15 protein-coding genes are annotated in these 16,614 nt (G+C 72.5%); 12 read left to right on the forward strand and 3 right to left on the reverse strand.

From position 1 onward, the window contains the following. Positions 1–2: 2 nt before the first annotated feature. From hypB to hypE, 5 genes are read left to right on the forward strand one after another with little or no spacing between them, the layout of a single operon-like run. On the forward strand, positions 3–866 hold the full coding sequence (hypB, locus tag QT196_RS36775; protein WP_290356481.1) for a hydrogenase nickel incorporation protein HypB: 864 nt from the start codon (positions 3–5) through the stop codon (positions 864–866). Beyond that, a complete protein-coding gene (hypF, locus tag QT196_RS36780) occupies positions 863–3,277 on the forward strand; it encodes a carbamoyltransferase HypF (protein WP_290356482.1) in 2,415 nt (804 codons plus the stop codon). The genes hypB and hypF overlap by 4 nt, the downstream gene beginning before the upstream one ends. Positions 3,278–3,328: 51 nt before the next feature. After that, entirely contained in the window at positions 3,329–3,667 is a 339-nt protein-coding gene (locus QT196_RS36785) for a HypC/HybG/HupF family hydrogenase formation chaperone (protein ID WP_168483015.1), read from the forward strand. Beyond that, on the forward strand, positions 3,664–4,788 hold the full coding sequence (gene hypD / locus QT196_RS36790; RefSeq protein WP_168483016.1) for a hydrogenase formation protein HypD: 1,125 nt from the start codon (positions 3,664–3,666) through the stop codon (positions 4,786–4,788). Before QT196_RS36785 ends, hypD begins: the two co-directional genes overlap by 4 nt. Positions 4,789–4,834: 46 nt before the next feature. Further along, positions 4,835–5,890, forward strand: coding sequence for a hydrogenase expression/formation protein HypE (gene hypE / locus QT196_RS36795; RefSeq protein WP_168484248.1), 1,056 nt, complete (start codon positions 4,835–4,837; stop codon positions 5,888–5,890). 64 nt (positions 5,891–5,954) lie between these two features. On the opposite strand, the gene efeB is transcribed toward hypE, so the two are convergent. Further along, a complete protein-coding gene (gene efeB, locus QT196_RS36800; RefSeq protein ID WP_168483017.1) occupies positions 5,955–7,208 on the reverse strand; it encodes an iron uptake transporter deferrochelatase/peroxidase subunit in 1,254 nt (417 codons plus the stop codon). 290 nt (positions 7,209–7,498) lie between these two features. Between efeB and QT196_RS36805 the strand changes: the two genes are divergently transcribed. The 4 genes from QT196_RS36805 (at position 7,499) to QT196_RS36820 (ending at position 12,070) form a co-directional block, all read left to right on the forward strand. Then, on the forward strand, positions 7,499–7,996 hold the full coding sequence (locus QT196_RS36805; RefSeq protein ID WP_248001506.1) for a hypothetical protein: 498 nt from the start codon (positions 7,499–7,501) through the stop codon (positions 7,994–7,996). A 355-nt stretch (positions 7,997–8,351) separates the two neighbouring features. After that, positions 8,352–9,992, forward strand: coding sequence for an APC family permease (locus QT196_RS36810; RefSeq protein WP_248001507.1), 1,641 nt, complete (start codon positions 8,352–8,354; stop codon positions 9,990–9,992). A gap of 194 nt (positions 9,993–10,186) precedes the next feature. Continuing rightward, complete coding sequence (locus QT196_RS36815) at positions 10,187–11,020, forward strand: PP2C family protein-serine/threonine phosphatase (RefSeq protein ID WP_168483018.1); 834 nt, start codon at positions 10,187–10,189, stop codon at positions 11,018–11,020. A gap of 63 nt (positions 11,021–11,083) precedes the next feature. Next, positions 11,084–12,070 (forward strand): MASE1 domain-containing protein, encoded by a 987-nt coding sequence (locus QT196_RS36820; protein ID WP_290356807.1) that lies wholly within the window; start codon positions 11,084–11,086, stop codon positions 12,068–12,070. Between the two features lie 21 nt (positions 12,071–12,091). On the opposite strand, the gene QT196_RS36825 is transcribed toward QT196_RS36820, so the two are convergent. After that, the gene (locus QT196_RS36825) at positions 12,092–13,153 is read right to left on the reverse strand and encodes an ATP-dependent DNA ligase (protein ID WP_168483019.1); all 1,062 of its coding nucleotides are present in this window, start codon (positions 13,151–13,153) and stop codon (positions 12,092–12,094) included. 88 nt (positions 13,154–13,241) lie between these two features. Here QT196_RS36825 and ligD point away from each other — a divergent pair, with 88 nt between their 5' ends. The 3 genes from ligD to QT196_RS36840 all read left to right on the forward strand — a co-directional run bounded on the left by ligD (position 13,242) and on the right by QT196_RS36840 (position 14,820). Then, a complete protein-coding gene (gene ligD / locus QT196_RS36830; RefSeq protein ID WP_211117515.1) occupies positions 13,242–14,255 on the forward strand; it encodes a non-homologous end-joining DNA ligase in 1,014 nt (337 codons plus the stop codon). Positions 14,256–14,264: 9 nt separating this feature from the next. Then, complete coding sequence (locus QT196_RS36835) at positions 14,265–14,420, forward strand: hypothetical protein (protein ID WP_168483020.1); 156 nt, start codon at positions 14,265–14,267, stop codon at positions 14,418–14,420. A gap of 124 nt (positions 14,421–14,544) precedes the next feature. Further along, positions 14,545–14,820, forward strand: a complete 276-nt coding sequence (locus QT196_RS36840; RefSeq protein WP_290356483.1) for a hypothetical protein — start codon at positions 14,545–14,547, stop codon at positions 14,818–14,820. 58 nt (positions 14,821–14,878) lie between these two features. Here the strand turns inward: QT196_RS36840 and QT196_RS36845 are convergent, their stop codons facing one another. After that, positions 14,879–16,426 (reverse strand): AMP-binding protein, encoded by a 1,548-nt coding sequence (locus QT196_RS36845; protein ID WP_290356484.1) that lies wholly within the window; start codon positions 16,424–16,426, stop codon positions 14,879–14,881. Between the last annotated feature and the right edge of the window lie 188 nt (positions 16,427–16,614).

The following is a 16,614-nucleotide window of genomic DNA, read 5'->3' on the forward strand; positions in this document are numbered from 1 at the left end:
CCATGTGCCGTGTCGTCGACCTGCAACAGGCGGTCCTGGCCAAGAACGACGCCTGTGCCCACACCCTGCGCGAGGACCTCGCCGCCCGTGGCACCGCGCTCGTCAATCTGCTCTCCAGCCCCGGCAGCGGCAAGACCGCGCTCCTGGAAGGCGAACTCACCCTCGCCCGCGACCGGGGCATTCCCGTCGCGGCGCTCACCGCCGACCTCGCCACCGAGAACGACGCCGTCCGGCTGGCCCGCTCGGGCGTGCCCGTCAAACAGGTGCTCACCGACGGGCTGTGCCACCTGGAGGCCGAGATGCTCGGCGGGCACCTGCACGGCTGGCTCCCCGCGGACACCCGGCTGCTGTTCATCGAGAACGTCGGCAACCTGGTCTGCCCCGCCTCCTACGACCTCGGCGAGACGCTGCGCGTCGTGCTGGCGTCGGTGACCGAGGGCGAGGACAAGCCGCTGAAGTACCCCACCGCCTTCGGTCTCGCGCATCTGGTGGTGGTCACCAAGACCGATATCGCCGAGGCGGTGTCATTCGACGAGAAGGAGTTCCGCGCCAACGTCGAACAGATCAACCCCGGCGTGGAGGTCGTCCTCACCTCGGCGCGCGGCGGGGAGGGCGACGGGCTGCTGCTGGACCGGGCGCTGGCGGCGCGGGACGGCACACCGGTGCACATCCCGGTCATGACCCGTAAGTCCCACCACGTCCACGACGCCGAGGACGGCCAGCCGTGCGACGAGGGGCACACCCACACGGCAGACCACTCGCACGGGGAGCACACCCACGCCGGGGAGCACACCCACCCGCACCGGACACCGGGCGGCCGTGCGCACACCACCGACCCCGACACCGTGGCGTCGAGCCGCTCATGACCATCCGGCAGGCCGAGGGGAGCACCGCGACGGCCCCTCCCACCGCCGCCGCACGCCGCCGGATCACCGTGCGCGGCGTCGTCCAGGGCGTCGGCTTCCGCCCGTTCGTCCACACCCTCGCCACCGAACTGGGGCTGACGGGCCATGTGACCAACACCGGTGAGGGCGTGGTCGCCGAGGTCGAGGGCGCTCCCGCGGCGCTGGCCCGCTTCGGTGAACGCCTCAGCGGCGAGGCCCCGCCGCTGGCCGTAGTGGAGACCGTCGACGGCCAGGACATCGCACTGGCCGGCGACACCGGCTTCCGGATCCTCCCCTCCCGCGCCCACGGCCCCTCCCGCACCCTGGTCGCCCCGGACGCCGCCACCTGCGCGGCCTGCCTCGCCGAACTGACCGACCCGGCCGACCGCCGCCACCGGCACCCCTTCCTCAGCTGCACCCACTGCGGGCCGCGCTTCACCATCGTCACCGCGATCCCCTACGACCGGGCGCTGACGACCATGGACCGCTTCCCGATGTGCCCCCGCTGCGCGCGGGAGTACGCGGACCCGGGCGACCGGCGGTTCCACGCCCAGCCCATCGCCTGCCATGACTGCGGCCCCCGGCTGCGGCTGCTGACCGCGGACCCCGCCGACCGCACCCGCCCCCCGCGCCCGGCACCCGGCACCGACCCGGTCGCCGACACCCGGCGGCTGCTCGCCGAGGGCGCGATCGTGGCCGTCAAGGGTCTCGGCGGCTACCACCTCGTCTGTGACGCCTCCGACGACACCGCCGTCACCCTGCTGCGCCACCGCAAGGCCCGCGGCGACAAACCCTTCGCCCTGATGGCCCGTCATGTCGACGAGGTGACCCACCTGGTGCGCGTCGGGGCGGAGGAGCGCGCCCTGCTCACCGGGCCGGTGCGCCCGATCGTCCTGCTGCGCCGCACCCCGCACCCGCCCCCCGCTCCCGGCGCACCCACGCTGTCCGACGCCGTCGCCCCCGGCAGCCCCGACCTGGGCGTCATGCTGCCGTACACCCCGCTGCACTACCTGCTCCTCGGGCTGCCGGGCGATGCTCCGGGGCCCCGGCTGCTCGTCATGACCAGCGGCAATGTCGCGGGCGAACCGATCGTCACCGACGACGACGAGGCCGTACGCCGCCTCGCGCATCTGGCGGACGCCTGGCTCACCCACGACCGGCCGATCCGGATTCCCTGCGACGACTCCGTGGTCCGGATCAGCGACGGGGAGCCGCTGTTCGTCCGCCGCTCGCGCGGCTATGCCCCGTTCCCGGTTCCGCTCCCGGTGCCGGTCCGGCCCGCGCTCGCGACCGGCGGCGACCTCAAGAACGTGTTCTGCCTCGCCGAAGGGCACCGCGCCTGGCTGTCCGCGCACATCGGCGACATGGACGATGTGGCGACCCAGTTCGCCTTCGAGCGGGCCGAGGAGCATCTGGAGACGGTCACCGGGGTCCGCCCCCAACTCCTGGCCGCCGACCGGCATCCCGGCTACCGCTCCGGCCGGTGGGCGCAGTGCCACACCGACGGCCGGCCGCTGGTCCGCGTCCAGCACCACCACGCCCATATCGCCGCTGCCATGGCCGAACACGGCCTCCGCGACGGCCACCCCGTCATCGGCGTCGCCTTCGACGGCACCGGCTACGGCGACGACCACACCATCTGGGGCGGCGAGATCCTGCTCGCCGACTACGACGGCTACCGCCGCTTCGGACAGCTCGGCTACGTGCCGCTGCCCGGCGGCGACACCACCGTACGGCGCCCCTACCGGATGGCCCTGGCCCACCTGCGCGCCGCCGGCATCGACTGGGCCGCGGACCTGCCCCCGGTGGCGGCCTGCCCGCCGGACGAGCGGCGGCTGCTGGCCAGGCAGCTCGAACGGGACCTCAACTGCGTGCCCACCTCCAGCATGGGCCGGCTCTTCGACGCCGTCTCCTCGCTGGCCGGGGTCTGCCACCGGGCCGGGTACGAGGCCCAGGCCGCCATCGCCCTCGAAGCCGCCGCCCTGACCGCGGGCGAGGACCCCGGCCCCGGCTACACGTTCGCGCTGCGCGCCGGGCGGACCGGACCGGCGGCCGCCGACCTCGTCGCCGACCCGGCGCCGGTGCTCACCGCCGTTGTCGAGGACCTCCGCGCGGGCACCGCCGTCCCGCTGATCGCGGCCCGCTTCCACCGCGCGGTCGCCGACCTCGTCCGGCGCTGGTGTGCGTCGGCCCGGGAGCGGGCCGGTCTGACGACCGTGGCCCTGACCGGCGGGGTCTTCGCCAACACCCTGCTGGCCGAGACCACCGCCCGCCTCCTGCGGGAGGACGGCTTCACCGTCCTGCGCCACCGCCGCGTCCCGCCCAACGACGGGGGACTGGCGCTCGGTCAGATCGTCGTGGCGGCGCGCACGGCAGGAGCCGCCGTGCGCTGAGCGGCACCGCGGCGCGGCGGACGCAACGTACCCACGACGAGGAGAGGGCCCATGTGCCTGGCGGTACCCGGCAAGGTATTGGACATCGAGGAACGGGACGGCACCCGCATGGCGACCGTCGACTTCGGCGGTGTGGTCAAGGAGGTGTGTCTGGAGTACGTCCCCGACCTGAAGGTCGGTGAGTACGCCATCGTCCATGTCGGCTTCGCACTGCAGCGGCTGGACGAGGAATCCGCCCGGCACACCCTCGCCCTGTTCGAGGAACTGGGCCTGCTCCAGGAGGAGTTCGGCGACCCCTGGGAGGCGGCTGCCGCTCCCGAGGGGTGGGACGGGGCGGGCGGTACGCCCCCGGTCGTCCGCAATGACGGAGCGCGGGAGGCGAGCCGGTGAAGTACCTCGAAGAATTCCAGAACCCCGAGCTGGCCCGGCGGCTGCTCGACGAGATCCGGGCCACGGCGACCCGGCCCTGGGCCCTGATGGAGGTCTGTGGCGGGCAGACCCACACCATCATCCGGCACGGTATCGATCAACTCCTGCCTGATCAGGTCGAGTTGATCCACGGGCCGGGCTGCCCGGTCTGTGTGACGCCGCTGGAGGTCATCGACAAGGCCCTGGAGATCGCCTCCCGCCCCGACGTGATCTTCTGCTCCTTCGGCGACATGCTCCGCGTCCCCGGCAGCGACCGGGATCTCTTCCAGGTGCGCGGTCACGGCGGCGACGTCCGCGTGGTCTACTCCCCGCTGGACGCCCTGAAGATCGCCCAGCAGAACCCGCACCGCGAGGTGGTGTTCTTCGGCATCGGCTTCGAAACCACCGCGCCCCCCAATGCCATGACGGTCCATCAGGCCTGCAAGCTCGGCATCCCCAACTTCAGCATGCTGGTCTCCCACGTCCGGGTGCCGCCCGCCATCGAGGCGATCATGACGTCGCCCAGCTGCCGGGTCCAGGCGTTCCTCGCCGCCGGCCATGTGTGCAGTGTGATGGGCATGGGGGAGTACCCCGAACTGGCCGACCGCTTCCAGGTGCCCATCGTCGTCACCGGCTTCGAACCCCTGGACATCCTGGAGGGCATCCGCCGCACCGTCCGCCAGCTGGAGCGCGGCGAACACACCGTGGACAACGCCTATCCGCGCGCCGTCCGCAGCGAGGGGAACCCGGCCGCGCAGGCCATGCTCGCCGATGTCTTCGAGGTCACCGACCGCGCCTGGCGCGGTATCGGCACCATCCCCGCCAGCGGCTGGCGGCTGTCGGAGCGCTACCGCGACTTCGACGCCGAGTACCGCTTCTCCGTCGGCGGCATCACCACCCGCGAACCGGCCGCCTGCCGCAGCGGGGAAGTCCTCCAGGGGCTGATCAAGCCGCACGAGTGCGAAGCCTTCGGCACCACCTGCACCCCGCGCTCCCCGCTCGGCGCCACCATGGTCTCCAGCGAGGGCGCCTGCGCCGCCTACTACCTCTACCGCCGACTCGGCGTCACGCCCACCCCGCAGGAGGCGAGCCCCGTTGCCTGACACCAAGCACCCCACCCCCGGCGGCCCCACCCCGGCCGACCGCGGTCTGCCCACCGTCGACATCTCCGGCTGGACCTGCCCCACCCCCCTCCGTGACCAGCCCCGGGTCGTCATGGGGCACGGCGGCGGCGGTGCACTGTCCGCCGAACTCGTCCAGCAGATCTTCGCCCCCGCCTTCGGCGGCGAGATCCTCGCCCAGCTCGGCGACTCCGCCGCGGTGTCCCTCGGGGGCGTCCGCCTGGCGTTCACCACCGACTCCTACGTCGTGCGGCCGCTCTTCTTCCCGGGCGGCTGCATCGGCGACCTCGCCGTCAACGGCACCGTCAACGACCTTGCCATGAGCGGTGCCAGAGCGGCCTATCTCTCCTGCGGCTTCATCCTGGAGGAGGGGGTCGAGATGCCGGTGGTCGCCGGGGTCGCCGACGCCATGGGCGCGGCGGCGCGGGCCGCCGGGGTCGAGGTGGCGACCGGTGACACCAAGGTCGTCGAGGCGGGCCACGGTGACGGCGTCTACCTCAACACCGCCGGCATCGGTCTGATCCCGCCGGGCGTCGATCTGCGCCCGCAGCGCGTCGTCCCCGGCGATGTGGTGATCGTCAGCGGTGACATCGGCCTGCACGGCGTGGCCATCATGAGCGTCCGGGAGGGCCTGGAGTTCGGCGTCGAGATCGAGAGCGACTGCGCGGCCCTCGGCGGCCTCGTCGAGTCCATGCTCGCGGTCACCCCCGATCTGCATGTGCTGCGCGACCCCACCCGCGGCGGGCTGGCCGCCGCCCTGTGCGAGATCGCCACCGCCTCCTGCACCGGCATCGTCGTCCAGGAGCGCGCGATCCCCGTGCCGTCGGCCGTAGCCAACGCCTGCGCCATCCTCGGCCTGGATCCGATGTACGTCGCCAACGAGGGAAAGCTGGTGGCGTTCGTCCCCCGCGAGCACGCCGACGCGGTGCTGGACGCGATGCGTGCGCACCCGCTGGGCGCCGGTGCCGCGATCATCGGGGAGACCGTCGAGACCCACCCCGGCATGGTCGTGGCCCGCACGCCGCTGGGCGGCACCCGGGTCGTCGATCTGCCGCTGGGCGAGCAGCTGCCGCGGATCTGCTGACGTGACGCACGCACGAGGGCGGCGCCGGAAAGGGCGCCGCCCTCGTGCGTGCGGTCGGACCCGCTCAGGTCTTCTGCAGCAGCCGGGACCCGAACCAGTCATCGGCGTCCCGCACCCCGGGCAGGATGAAGAAGTAGCCGCCGCCGATGGGCGTGATGAACTCGGACAGCGGCTCGTGCCGGAGGCGCCGCTGTACGGTCGCGAACTGCCGCTCCGGGTCCTGCTGGTAGCCGCAGAACACCAGCCCGAGGTCCATCTGTCCCTTGCTGTCGTAACCGGCGTCGTAGTTGTAACTCCGGCGCAGGAAGCGGGAGTTCTCGGTCTTCTCGGTGCGGGGGTTGGCCAGCCGGATGTGCGAGTTGAGCGGGATCTTGCTGCCGTGCGGGTCCTCGCCGTACCGCGGCACATCCGACTCGTGCGTGCCGTCCAGCGGCGCACCGCTCGCCTTGCGCCGGCCGAAGATCTTCTCCTGGCGCTCCAGCGGCACCTTGTCCCACTTCTCGACCTGGAAGCGGATCAGCCGCAGCACCTGATAGCTGCCGCCCAGCGCCCAGTCCGGCTCCCCGCAGGGCGGGGTCACCCACAGCAGCCGGTCCATCTCCCGCGCCGAGCCGGTGTCCGGATTGACGATCCCGTCCTTGAAGCCGACGAAGGTACGCGGCGACCCCGAGGGCCGCGACGGGTTGAGAAAGGCGTCAGCGCGCCAGCGGGGCCGCAGCAGCCCCTCCGTCTCCCGCGCCAGATCGCGCAGCACATGGACGACGGCGTCCGGGTGCTGGGCACAGACCTGCAACGACAGATCGCCATGGCAGCGGGCCGGCTCCAGCCGGTCGTCGGGGAACGCCGGCATCGCCTTGAGGTGCCGGGGCTTGTGCCCGGACAGTCCGAAGCGGTCGTCGAACAGGGAGGCGCCCACGCCGAGGGTGATGCTGAGGGAGTCGGGGGTGGGCCCCTCCGAGGCGACCTGCTCGTCCTGCGGCTTCACCCCGGCCGTCAGCACCCGCGACCGTCTGGTGAGCCGCTGGAACAGGGAGATCAGGCCGTCGCGGTCCTGGGCCAGCACATCGAAGCCGACGAAGCCGGCGAAGAGCTGCTGCGGGGTCACGATGCCGGCCTGATGGTCACCGTGGAAGGGCACCTTGTCGGGCAGCGGTCCGCCGTCGCGCAGCCCGCCCACGGGCCGGTCCGCCGCGGCGGCCGCCGGCCCGCCGAGCCCCGCGGCGGCCACCCCCGCGATCCCCGCCGCACACTTCAGAAACCCCCGGCGTCCGTCGTGCCGCGGAGCGGCACACCCGTCCTCGGCCTGATCACGTCTCATCGTCCCGCCATCCTGACTGCGTCATCCGGTCAGCCGCGTGCCTGCACACGCCTGTGCGCGATGCTCGCCGCCCACGACGCGAGGACCGGGAGCAACACGGCCCCGGCCCCGGATATCACGCCTGGGCCCCCGGCGGGTCGTCCGAATGGCGCAGCCGACGGGCTCAGCGCGCGACAGCGCCCCGGAGCGCTTCTAGCGTCGGCCCTGTGACCTGCCCGAACTCTCCCCCTGCACCGTCGGGCGGCAGGTCATGCATCACGCCCCACCGCCGAGCCCATGGACCTCCACACATGAGCACATCCACCGACGCGAGCACCGTCCTCAGCGAGGCCACCCGCCTCGCTGAGGGCACCACCCTGGACGAGCGCGCAGCCGATGGCGCCGCCGTCTCCCTCGGCGAGGGCCCGTCCGGCAACGGGGCGCCACCCGTAGCGGTCGAGGAGGACACCGTCGCCGACGCGGGCGGGGCCCCGGACGAGAGCGGGGCCGGGGGTGGCACACCGTCCGGCGGGGGCGGGGGCTCCATGGCCGGGGAGGGCACGGCCGTCGACCGCACCACGTCCCTCGACGGGAGCGCGCCCGGGGAAGATCCGCCCGTCTCCTGGCTGCGGATCGAGAAGGGCCATGCCGAGCCGGAGGAGATCGCGGCGATCAGCGTCGTGCTGTGCGCCCAACTCGCCGGACTGCACGCCCTCGCCGAGGACGGCCGGCCCGCGGAACCGCCCCCGGCACGGCGGCATCCTCCGCACCGCTCGGCCTGCTGGTCGGGCTGCTGGAGCTGCGGCTGAGCCGCTGCGGCAGGCCCGACGGGCGGTCAGCCGAGCCGATGCGGCTTCCCCCGCGGGCCTCCTGCCTGCCTTGCCCCGCGAGTCTCCTACCTTCCTTCCACGAACGACGCGCGCCCGTCCCTTGAGCGGAGCATCACGCCGCGGTGCGGAACCCCGCGGCGCCCCGAACCACCGCGAGATGCCGGCCGCCCACCCCGCTGACCAGGCGTGAGCGCCGTGTACCGCTCTGTACGCTCCGTGCCCCGACGCTGCGCTGTGTGCAGGAAGTGTCCGCTGGTGGAACGCGAAATTCCTCTTCGGTGATCGTCGAGTAGGGTCCGGCGAGCCGCAACAGTGAATCAAGGAGGCCGTTCTCGTGACGGAGCGTCAGGTATCGGGTGAGGGCGACGGGGCCGCTGCCCCGGAAGTGCAGGCGCAGGAGCGCCGATTGCGCCGTGACCTGGGCTTCTGGGGACTGACCGGCATCGGCTTCTCCAATATCGTCGGCTCCGGCTGGCTGTTCGCCGCGCTGTACGCGGCCCAGACGGCCGGCCCCGCGGCGCTGCTCTCCTGGGTCGGCGCCGGTCTGCTGTGCGGGCTGGTCGCCCTGGTCATGATCGAGCTGGGCGCGACCCGGCCGGAGGGCGGCGGCACGGTCCGCTGGCCGCTGTTCGCCAGCGGCCGGCTGGTCGGCACCCTCATCGGCTGGTCGACGCTGCTGTCGGTGGGCGGTACCGCGGCCGAGATCAGCGCGATCATGCAGTACGCCGCGCACTACCTGCCGGGCATCTACAACGGCCATACCCTCACCCTCGGCGGGCTGGCGCTGGCCGCCGCACTCAGCGTCCTGCTGACCGCGCTGAACTGGTTCGCGGTGCGGATGTTCGCCCAACTCAACAACCTGATCTCGGTGTTCAAGATCGTGGTGCCGGTCGTCACCGTGATCGCGCTGATCGCCTCCGGCTGGCACTCCGGCCGCCTGACGGACCACGGCGGCTTCGCCCCGTACGGCTATGTCGCCTGCCTGACCGCGCTGGCCGGCGGCGGCATCGTCTACTCGGTCAACGGATTCCAGGCACCGCTGGACTTCTCGGGCGAGACCCGCAACCCCCGCCGGACCATTCCCGCCGCGGTGCTCACCGGCATCGGCCTCGCCGTCCTCATGTACCTGGCCCTTCAGGTGGCGTTCCTCTTCACCGTCCCCGAGAACCTGCTCGGCCACGGCTGGAAGGGAGTCTCCTTCGAGTCGCCCTTCGGCCAGCTCGCACTGATCCTCAATCTGCACTGGCTGGCCAGCCTGCTGTACGCGGACGCGGTGATCTCGCCCGGCGGTTCGGCGTACGTGGGCGTGGCGCTCAACGCCCGGCACACCTACGCGCTCGCCAAGAACGGCACCATTCCCCGGTACTTCATGAAGGTCAATGAGCGGTTCGGCATCCCGCGCCGGGCGCTGGCGATCAACCTCGTCGTCATCATGGTCTTCCTGCTGCCGTTCGGCGGCTGGCAGGACATCGTCAGCGTCATGGGTGACATGTATCTGCTGATCTACGCGGCCTCCGCGGTCGCGGTCGCCGTCTTCCGCGCCGAACCGGGCGGCCGCACCGCGGGCTGGGTCCCGGGGCTGGGCTGGATCGCGCCGCTCAGCTTCGTGGTGGCCAGCGAGTTCGTCTACTGGTCGGGCTGGCACGACCTGCGCCTCGCCCTGCCGCTCGTGCTCGGCGGCCTGCTGATCTTCCTGGTCATGCGCCGCCCCGGCGCCCGCGACAAGGCCGCCGTGGAGAGCGACGGCGCCGGCCCGAGCCGCTCGCTCGGCGCGGAACTCCGCACCGGTGCCTGGATGGTGGCCTACCTGGTCGGCCTGACGGTGCTCTCCTGGCTGGGCACCTTCGAGGGCTCCGGCCGGCTGCCGGCCCCGTACGACTCGGTCACCGTGGCCGCCCTCGCGATCGCCGTCTTCTTCTGGGCCGTGCGGTCCGGCGTCCGGCACCTGGAGGTGGCCCGGCCCGCGACGGCCTGAGCCGCGGCCACGGAAGGCGAGGGAGCGGGCCGCGCCGCGCCGGTGTCGTCAAGCGGAAGTCACCCCGCAGAAATATGATGAATCGGGAGAGGCGGGCTCCCCGAGAGCCCCATCAGGCCTGGTCCGGCGGCCACTGCGGAGACGTACGAGCCCGCCCGCGGTGGCCTTCGCACCGACGCACCTGGGAGCGGCCCATGCTTCGGCGTCGTCCCCCGCGGTCGGCGAGCGCGGACGATCTGCTGACCACGCTCGGGCGGCTGACCGCCCAGGCGCGGGAAGGCGCCGAGAAGCAGCGGGCCCGGGTCGAACTCGCCGAGGCGCTCCAGCGGGAGATGCTGCCGGCCGTACTGCCGGGGACACCGGGGCTGCGCGCCGCCGCCACCTACGCTCCCGCCCGGCACGGCCTGGACATCGGGGGCGACTGGTACGACGGCTTCCCGCTGCCCGACGGCTCGCTCGCCTTCTGTGTGGGCGATGTCCAGGGCCATGACGTCGAGGCGGCCGCCTTCATGGGGCAGATCCGCTTCGGGCTGCGCGCCGTCGCCGGCCACGCCGCCGATCCGGGTGAGGTGCTGAGCCGGGCCAACGACCTGCTGCTCTCCGTCGACTGCGGGCTCTTCGCGACCTGCACCTTCGTCCGCTTCGACCCGGTCGCCTGGGAGCTGACCAGCGCCCGCGCCGGTCATGTACCCGGCATCTGGGCCACCACCGACGGCCGCTCCGGCATCGCCGACGACCCGGGGGGCCTGCCGCTCGGCATCGTGCCGGGGGAGAGCTATCCGGTCACCCGCCGCCGGTTCGCCACGGCGGGGGCGTACGTCCTGCTCACCGACGGCGTCGTCGAAGGGCCGTCGTTCCCCATAGAGGCGGGACTGAGCCAGGTGACCCGGCTGGTCAGCGCCAACGCCGACGGCGATCCGGCCACCGTGGCGGACGTGGCGATCAGCGTGGCCGAGTTCACCGGGCACACCGACGACTCCGCGGTGCTCGTGCTGCGCTTCGACGCGGCCGCGCCCAGAGCCGGGTGAAGCGCGGCCCGGGCGCGCGTGTCGCGGACGGCGCCCGGCCGTCCGCGTTGTCTGATGGCTGATGTGGTGCGCACCGAGGAACTCCGCCGTCCCGCACCAGCAGCCCTGACGATCCTCGTGCTCGCCGGCGTCTACTACGGCACCGCGCGGATCGGGCTGCTGGACCAGGTGGTGATCGCGGGCGCCAGGGTCACACCGTTGTGGCCCCCTACGGGGATCTCCCTGAGCTGTCTGCTGCTCGTGGGCCTGTGGACCTGGCCGGGCATCGCCCTCGGCACCCTGCTGGTCGTCGCCTCCCTCAGCCCGCTCGATGTCTCGGTCCTCGGCATCATGGCGGGCAACACCCTGGCCCCGGTGTGCGCCTTCCTGATGCTCCGTCGGGTGGGCTTCCATACCGGGCTGGACCGGCTGCGTGACGGGGTGGCGCTGGTCGCCCTGGGCGCGTTCGCCGGAATGCTGGTCAGCGCCACGGTGGGCAGCACGACGCTCCTCCTCAGCGGGGCGCTGCCGCCCGGCGGCTACTGGCGGACCTGGGCGGCGTGGTGGGTGGGCGACGCCATGGGCGTTCTCGTCGTCACCCCGCTGCTCCTCGCCTGCCGCAAGCTCCGGTGGCCGACGGGCGTCCCCGCCTACCGGTGGGCCGAGGCCGCCGTCCTGCTGGTCGCCTCGGTCGTGGTCGCGTGGGTGGCGGTCACCAGCGGGCTCTCCCTGCTGTTCCTGGTCTTTCCGCTGATTGTGTGGGCGGCGCTGCGCTTCCAGCTCGCGGGGGCGGCGCCCTGTGTGCTGCTGGTGTCCGTCCTGGCCATTACGGCGGCGACCCGCCGCACCGGACCGTTCGAGGGCCAGAGCCTGCTGGAGGCGATGGTCAACCTCCAGGCCCTCAACGCGTCCGCGGCGCTCACCGCGCTGCTGCTGTCGGCCATCGTCACCGAGCAGAACAGCATCCGCCGCAAGGTCGAGCATGCCTGCCGCGAACTGGCCGACGTGGTGGACCGGCTCGCTCCCGGGGAGAGCCGGCGCCGCTGGCCCCCGGAGGGGGAGGAGAGCTGACCCGCAGCCCGCCCGGCACGGTCAGTCCCGCAGCAGCTCCCCCAGGTCGTAGCCCACCGGCTCCTCCAGCTGGGCATAGGTGCAGCTCTCCGGCGTACGGTCGGGACGCCAGTGGCGGAACTGGGCGGTGTGCCGGAAGCGGCTGCCCTCCATGTGGTCGTAGGCCACCTCGCACACCCGCTCCGGGCGCAGCGGCACCCACGACAGATCCTTGCCGCCGCTCCAGCGGCTGGGCCCGCCCGGCATCCGCCGCGACGCGTGCGCCGCCTCGTCGGTCCACTCGCCCCAGGGATGGCCCGCGACATCGTCCATCCGCAGCGGCGCCAGCTCCTCGACCAGCTTCTGCCGCTTGGCCATGGGAAACGAGGCGCACACCCCGACGTGCTGGAGCTGCCCGGCGTCGTCGTGCAGCCCCAGCAACAGGGAGCCGACCACCGGCCCGCTCTTGTGCAGCCGGTACCCCGCGACGACGCAGTCTGCGGTGCGGGCATGCTTGATCTTGTACATGGCGCGGTCGCCCGGCCGGTACGGCAGATCGAGCGGCTTGGCGACCACCCCGTCCAGCCCGGCCCCTTCGAACTGCGTGAACCAGCTGCGCGCCAGCTCCTGGTCGCGCGTCGCGGGCGCGGTGTACACCGGCGGACGGGCCGTCCGCAGCGCCTCGACCAGGGCCTCCCGCCGTGCGGACTGCGGCTCGTGCAGCAGCGTGGTGGAGTCGAGGGCCAGCAGGTCGAAGGCGACGAGCGAGGCGGGCGTCCGCTCGGCGAGCGTACGGACCCGGGAGTCCGCCGGGTGGATCCGCTCCAGCAGCTCCTCGAAGTGCAGCCGCCCGTCATGGGCGATCACGATCTCGCCGTCGATGACGCACCGCCGGGGCAGTTCGGCACGGGCCGCCTCGACCACTTCGGGGAAGTAGCGGGTCAGGGACTTCGTGGTACGGCTGGCGATCTCGATGTCCTCGCCGTCCCGGAAGACGATGACACGGAAGCCGTCCCACTTGGCCTCGTACTGCATACCGGCGGGAATCTCGGCCACCAGCTTCGCGAGCATCGGGGAGACCGGGGGCATGACGGGCAGGTCCATGTCCCGATCCTGCGGGCTGCGGACCCATCCCGCGCGCCCGCAGCCCTTCCGGCGCGCGGCGGCGGCGCACGGTACTTACCGTGGAGCCATGGCCGGAGCGGGAGCTGTGGAACTGGATGTCGCGGGGCGGAAGGTGCGCCTGTCGCACCCCGACAAGACGTATTACCCGGAGCGCGGCTTCACCAAGATGGACGTCGCGCAGTACTACCTCGCGGTCGCCGACGGGGTGCTGCGGGGCCTGCGGGACCGGCCCACCACCATGCAGCGCTTTCCCGACGGCATCGAGGGCGAGTTCTTCTACCAGAAGCGGGCGCCCAAGGGCCTGCCGGACTGGCTGCCCACCGCCCGGATCGCCTTCCCGAGCGGACGGTTCGCCGACGAGATGTGCCCCACCGAACCGGCGGCCGTGCTCTGGGCGGCCAACCTGGGGTGTCTGACGTTCCACCCCTGGCCCGTCCGCCGCGGTGACACCGAGCACCCCGACGAGCTGCGGATCGACCTCGACCCGCAGCCCGGCACCGACTTCGCGGACGCCGTCAAGGTCGCCTTCGACCTGCGCGAGCTGCTGGCCGAGCACGGGCTGCGCGGCTGGCCCAAGACGTCCGGCGGCCGCGGAGTGCACGTCTATGTACCGATCCGGCCCCGCTGGACCTTCACCGAGGTCAGACGGGCCGCGATCACGCTGGCGCGGGCGCTGGAGCGCCGGACACCGGATCTGGTGACCTCGGCGTGGTGGAAGGAGGAACGCGGCGAGAAGGTGTTCGTCGACTACAACCAGATGGCCCGGGACCGGACCATCGCCTCCGCCTACTCACTGCGCGCCCGGCCCCGGGCGACCGTCTCCACCCCGCTGCACTGGGACGAGCTGTCCGACGCCACCCCCGAGGACTTCGATCTGCGCACGGTCCCGCCGCGGTTCGCGGAACTCGGTGATGTGCACGCGGACATGGCGGACCACGCCTTCGGCCTGGAATCCGTCCTGGAGCTCGCGGACCGGCAGGCGGTGGACGAGGGTCTCGGCGATCTGCCCTATCCGCCCGACCACCCGAAGATGCCGGGCGAGCCGTCCCGGGTCCAGCCGAGCCGCGCCCGTAAGCGCTGACCAGCTCCGGTGTCCGGCACCCTGCCGGTGGCGGTGCTGCGCGCCTGGACGGTGCTGCTCGTAGTCCGGTGGCTGCCCCCGGCTCTGCCGCACCCGGACGGCACCGTCGAGCCGCTGGACCGGGCGACCGGCCACCCCAGCCCGTTCACCAGCTCGCTTTGCTGATTCATTACCGCGACTGGAGTAATTCTTGGGGCCGTTGGAGTGGCTCTCCGCCGTGTCTGCGGAGTTTTCGGCGAGGCGCGGTACTCATCGAATGTCAGATTTCCTGCCACACAGGAGAAACGCAATGCGCAAGTACATAGGCCGCTCCGTGGCTACTGCGGCGCTCGCCGCCGCCACCGTCGTCCCGCTCGCCGGCATGGCTTCGGCCGCGCCCCAGGAGCAGTCGGCACAGTCCCAGGACCGCCATGGTCGCCACCACCACCGTCACCACTGTGGCCACCACAACAACGGCTTCGGCAACGACGGCTTCGGCCGTGGCGGCCGTGGCTTCGGCCGTGGCTTCGACCGTGGCTTCTTCGGCTTCGGCGGCTTCCCCTTCGGCCTGCTGGGCATCCTCTGACCGGCAGCAGCACAGTCGGGCCGCCGCGGCATGGAGCTGCGGCGGCCCGTCGCCGCGGTCAGCCGGCCGCGCAGACCTGCTGCTCGGCCTGCCGGCGCAGCTCCTTCTTGTCCGGCTTGCCCACGTCGGTCAGCGGCAGCGCCTCGACGAAGGTGATCCGGTGCGGCTCGTACATCGCACCGCGCTCCGCGCGGACCTTCGCCCGCAGCTGTTCCCCGTCGACCTCGCTGCCGGGCGCCCGCACCACCACGGCGTGCACCCGCTCCATCCGGTCGGCGTCCCGGACGCCGAACACCGCGCTCTGAAGTACCTGCGGGTGCGAGTTCAGCAGGTCCTCCAGCTCCGTGGTGTACACATGGCCGCCGACCACGACGATCATGTCCTTGAGCCGGTCGACGATGGTCAAGTACCCCTCGTCGTCGAGGAATCCGATGTCTCCCGTGTGCAGCCAGCCGTCCCGCAGGACCTCGGCGGTCAGCTCGGGCTGCTTCCAGTACCCCTTCATGATCATGTCGGAGCGCACACAGACCTCGCCGTGCTCACCGGCCGGCAGCGGACGGCCAGACTCGTCGCGGATCTCCACCTCGACATCGGACAGCACCTTCCCCGCCGAACGCAGCCGGTCGGGGCGCTGCGGATCGTGGTCCTCCCGGGTGAGCACGCTGATGCCGCCGGCCTCGTTCTGCCCGTAGCCCTGCATCAGCACCGGGCCGAACATCCGCACCGCGTCGGCTATCCGGGCCGGGGAGGCCTGGCAGCCGCCGTACGTCAGCGTCCGCAGACTGGAGGTGTCGGTGTGCGGGGCGTCCGGGTGGTCCATCAGCTGGTAGAGCAGCGGCGGCAGCAGGAACAGTTCGCTGATGCGCTCCCGTGCCAGCGTGGCGAGCACGGTGCCGGGCTCGAAGTCGTCGAGAAGGACGACGGTGCCGCCCACGTGCAGCGTGCGGTCGGCCATCATGCCCGCGGCGTGCGCGAGGGTGGTGCAGACCAGCTGCCGGCGCTCGAACTCCGGCTGCGGCGCCATCACTCCGCGGAACCAGCGCGCCTGCTCGAAGGTGGTGCAGATGCCCTTCGGGTGGCCGGTGGTGCCGCCGGTGTGGCGGATGGTGCACACATCGTCGGGCCGGGCCCGGCTGGCGAACGGCTCGTCCGACTGTCCGGCCGCCAGCTCCAGCAGATCCGCGCCCGTCTTCGCGGGGCCGAGGGTGAGGACGTCCGGCGTCGGTGCCAACTCGGTGACCTCGGCGGCCCGTTCGGCGTACCGCGGGTCGACGACCAGGGCCCGGGTCTCGACATCGCGGACGATGGCGGCCTGTGACTCGGCGGACAGCTTGTTGTAGAGGAAGTTGACCCGGGCGCCGATCAGATTGGCGGCGTAGCGGGCGGCGACGGTCTCCGGGAGATTGCCGCTGAGCAGGGTGACGGTCGCTCCGCGGTCGACGCCCCGGGCGCGCAGGGCGCGGGCCAAGCGGTGGATGAGTGAGCGGAGTTCGCCCGCGGTGACGCGGCGGCCCTGGTGGACCAGGGCTTCGCGCGCCGGGTCGGCGCTAAGCGCATCGAGGTTCTCCTCCACGTAGGTGCGGAATGTCCGGGCGGTGGTGGGCATGATGTAGGGCTTCCTCCTGACGCCGGCGGGTGCGGGCACGTACGCCGGGGTGGGGCCATTTAGTTGCTGGAGGCAACCAAGTCAGGGTAGTCGCTGGAGGTCGACATCTCCAAGTCGGCTGCTGGGTACGGTGCGCGAGCCGGCCACGGGCTACTGCGACCGGCCTTGCGGTGCGCGCCGGCCACCGG

The sequence above is a fragment of the Streptomyces sp. P9-2B-2 genome (genome assembly GCF_030406865.1).
Taxonomy (GTDB): Bacteria; Actinomycetota; Actinomycetes; order Streptomycetales; family Streptomycetaceae; genus Streptomyces; species Streptomyces platensis.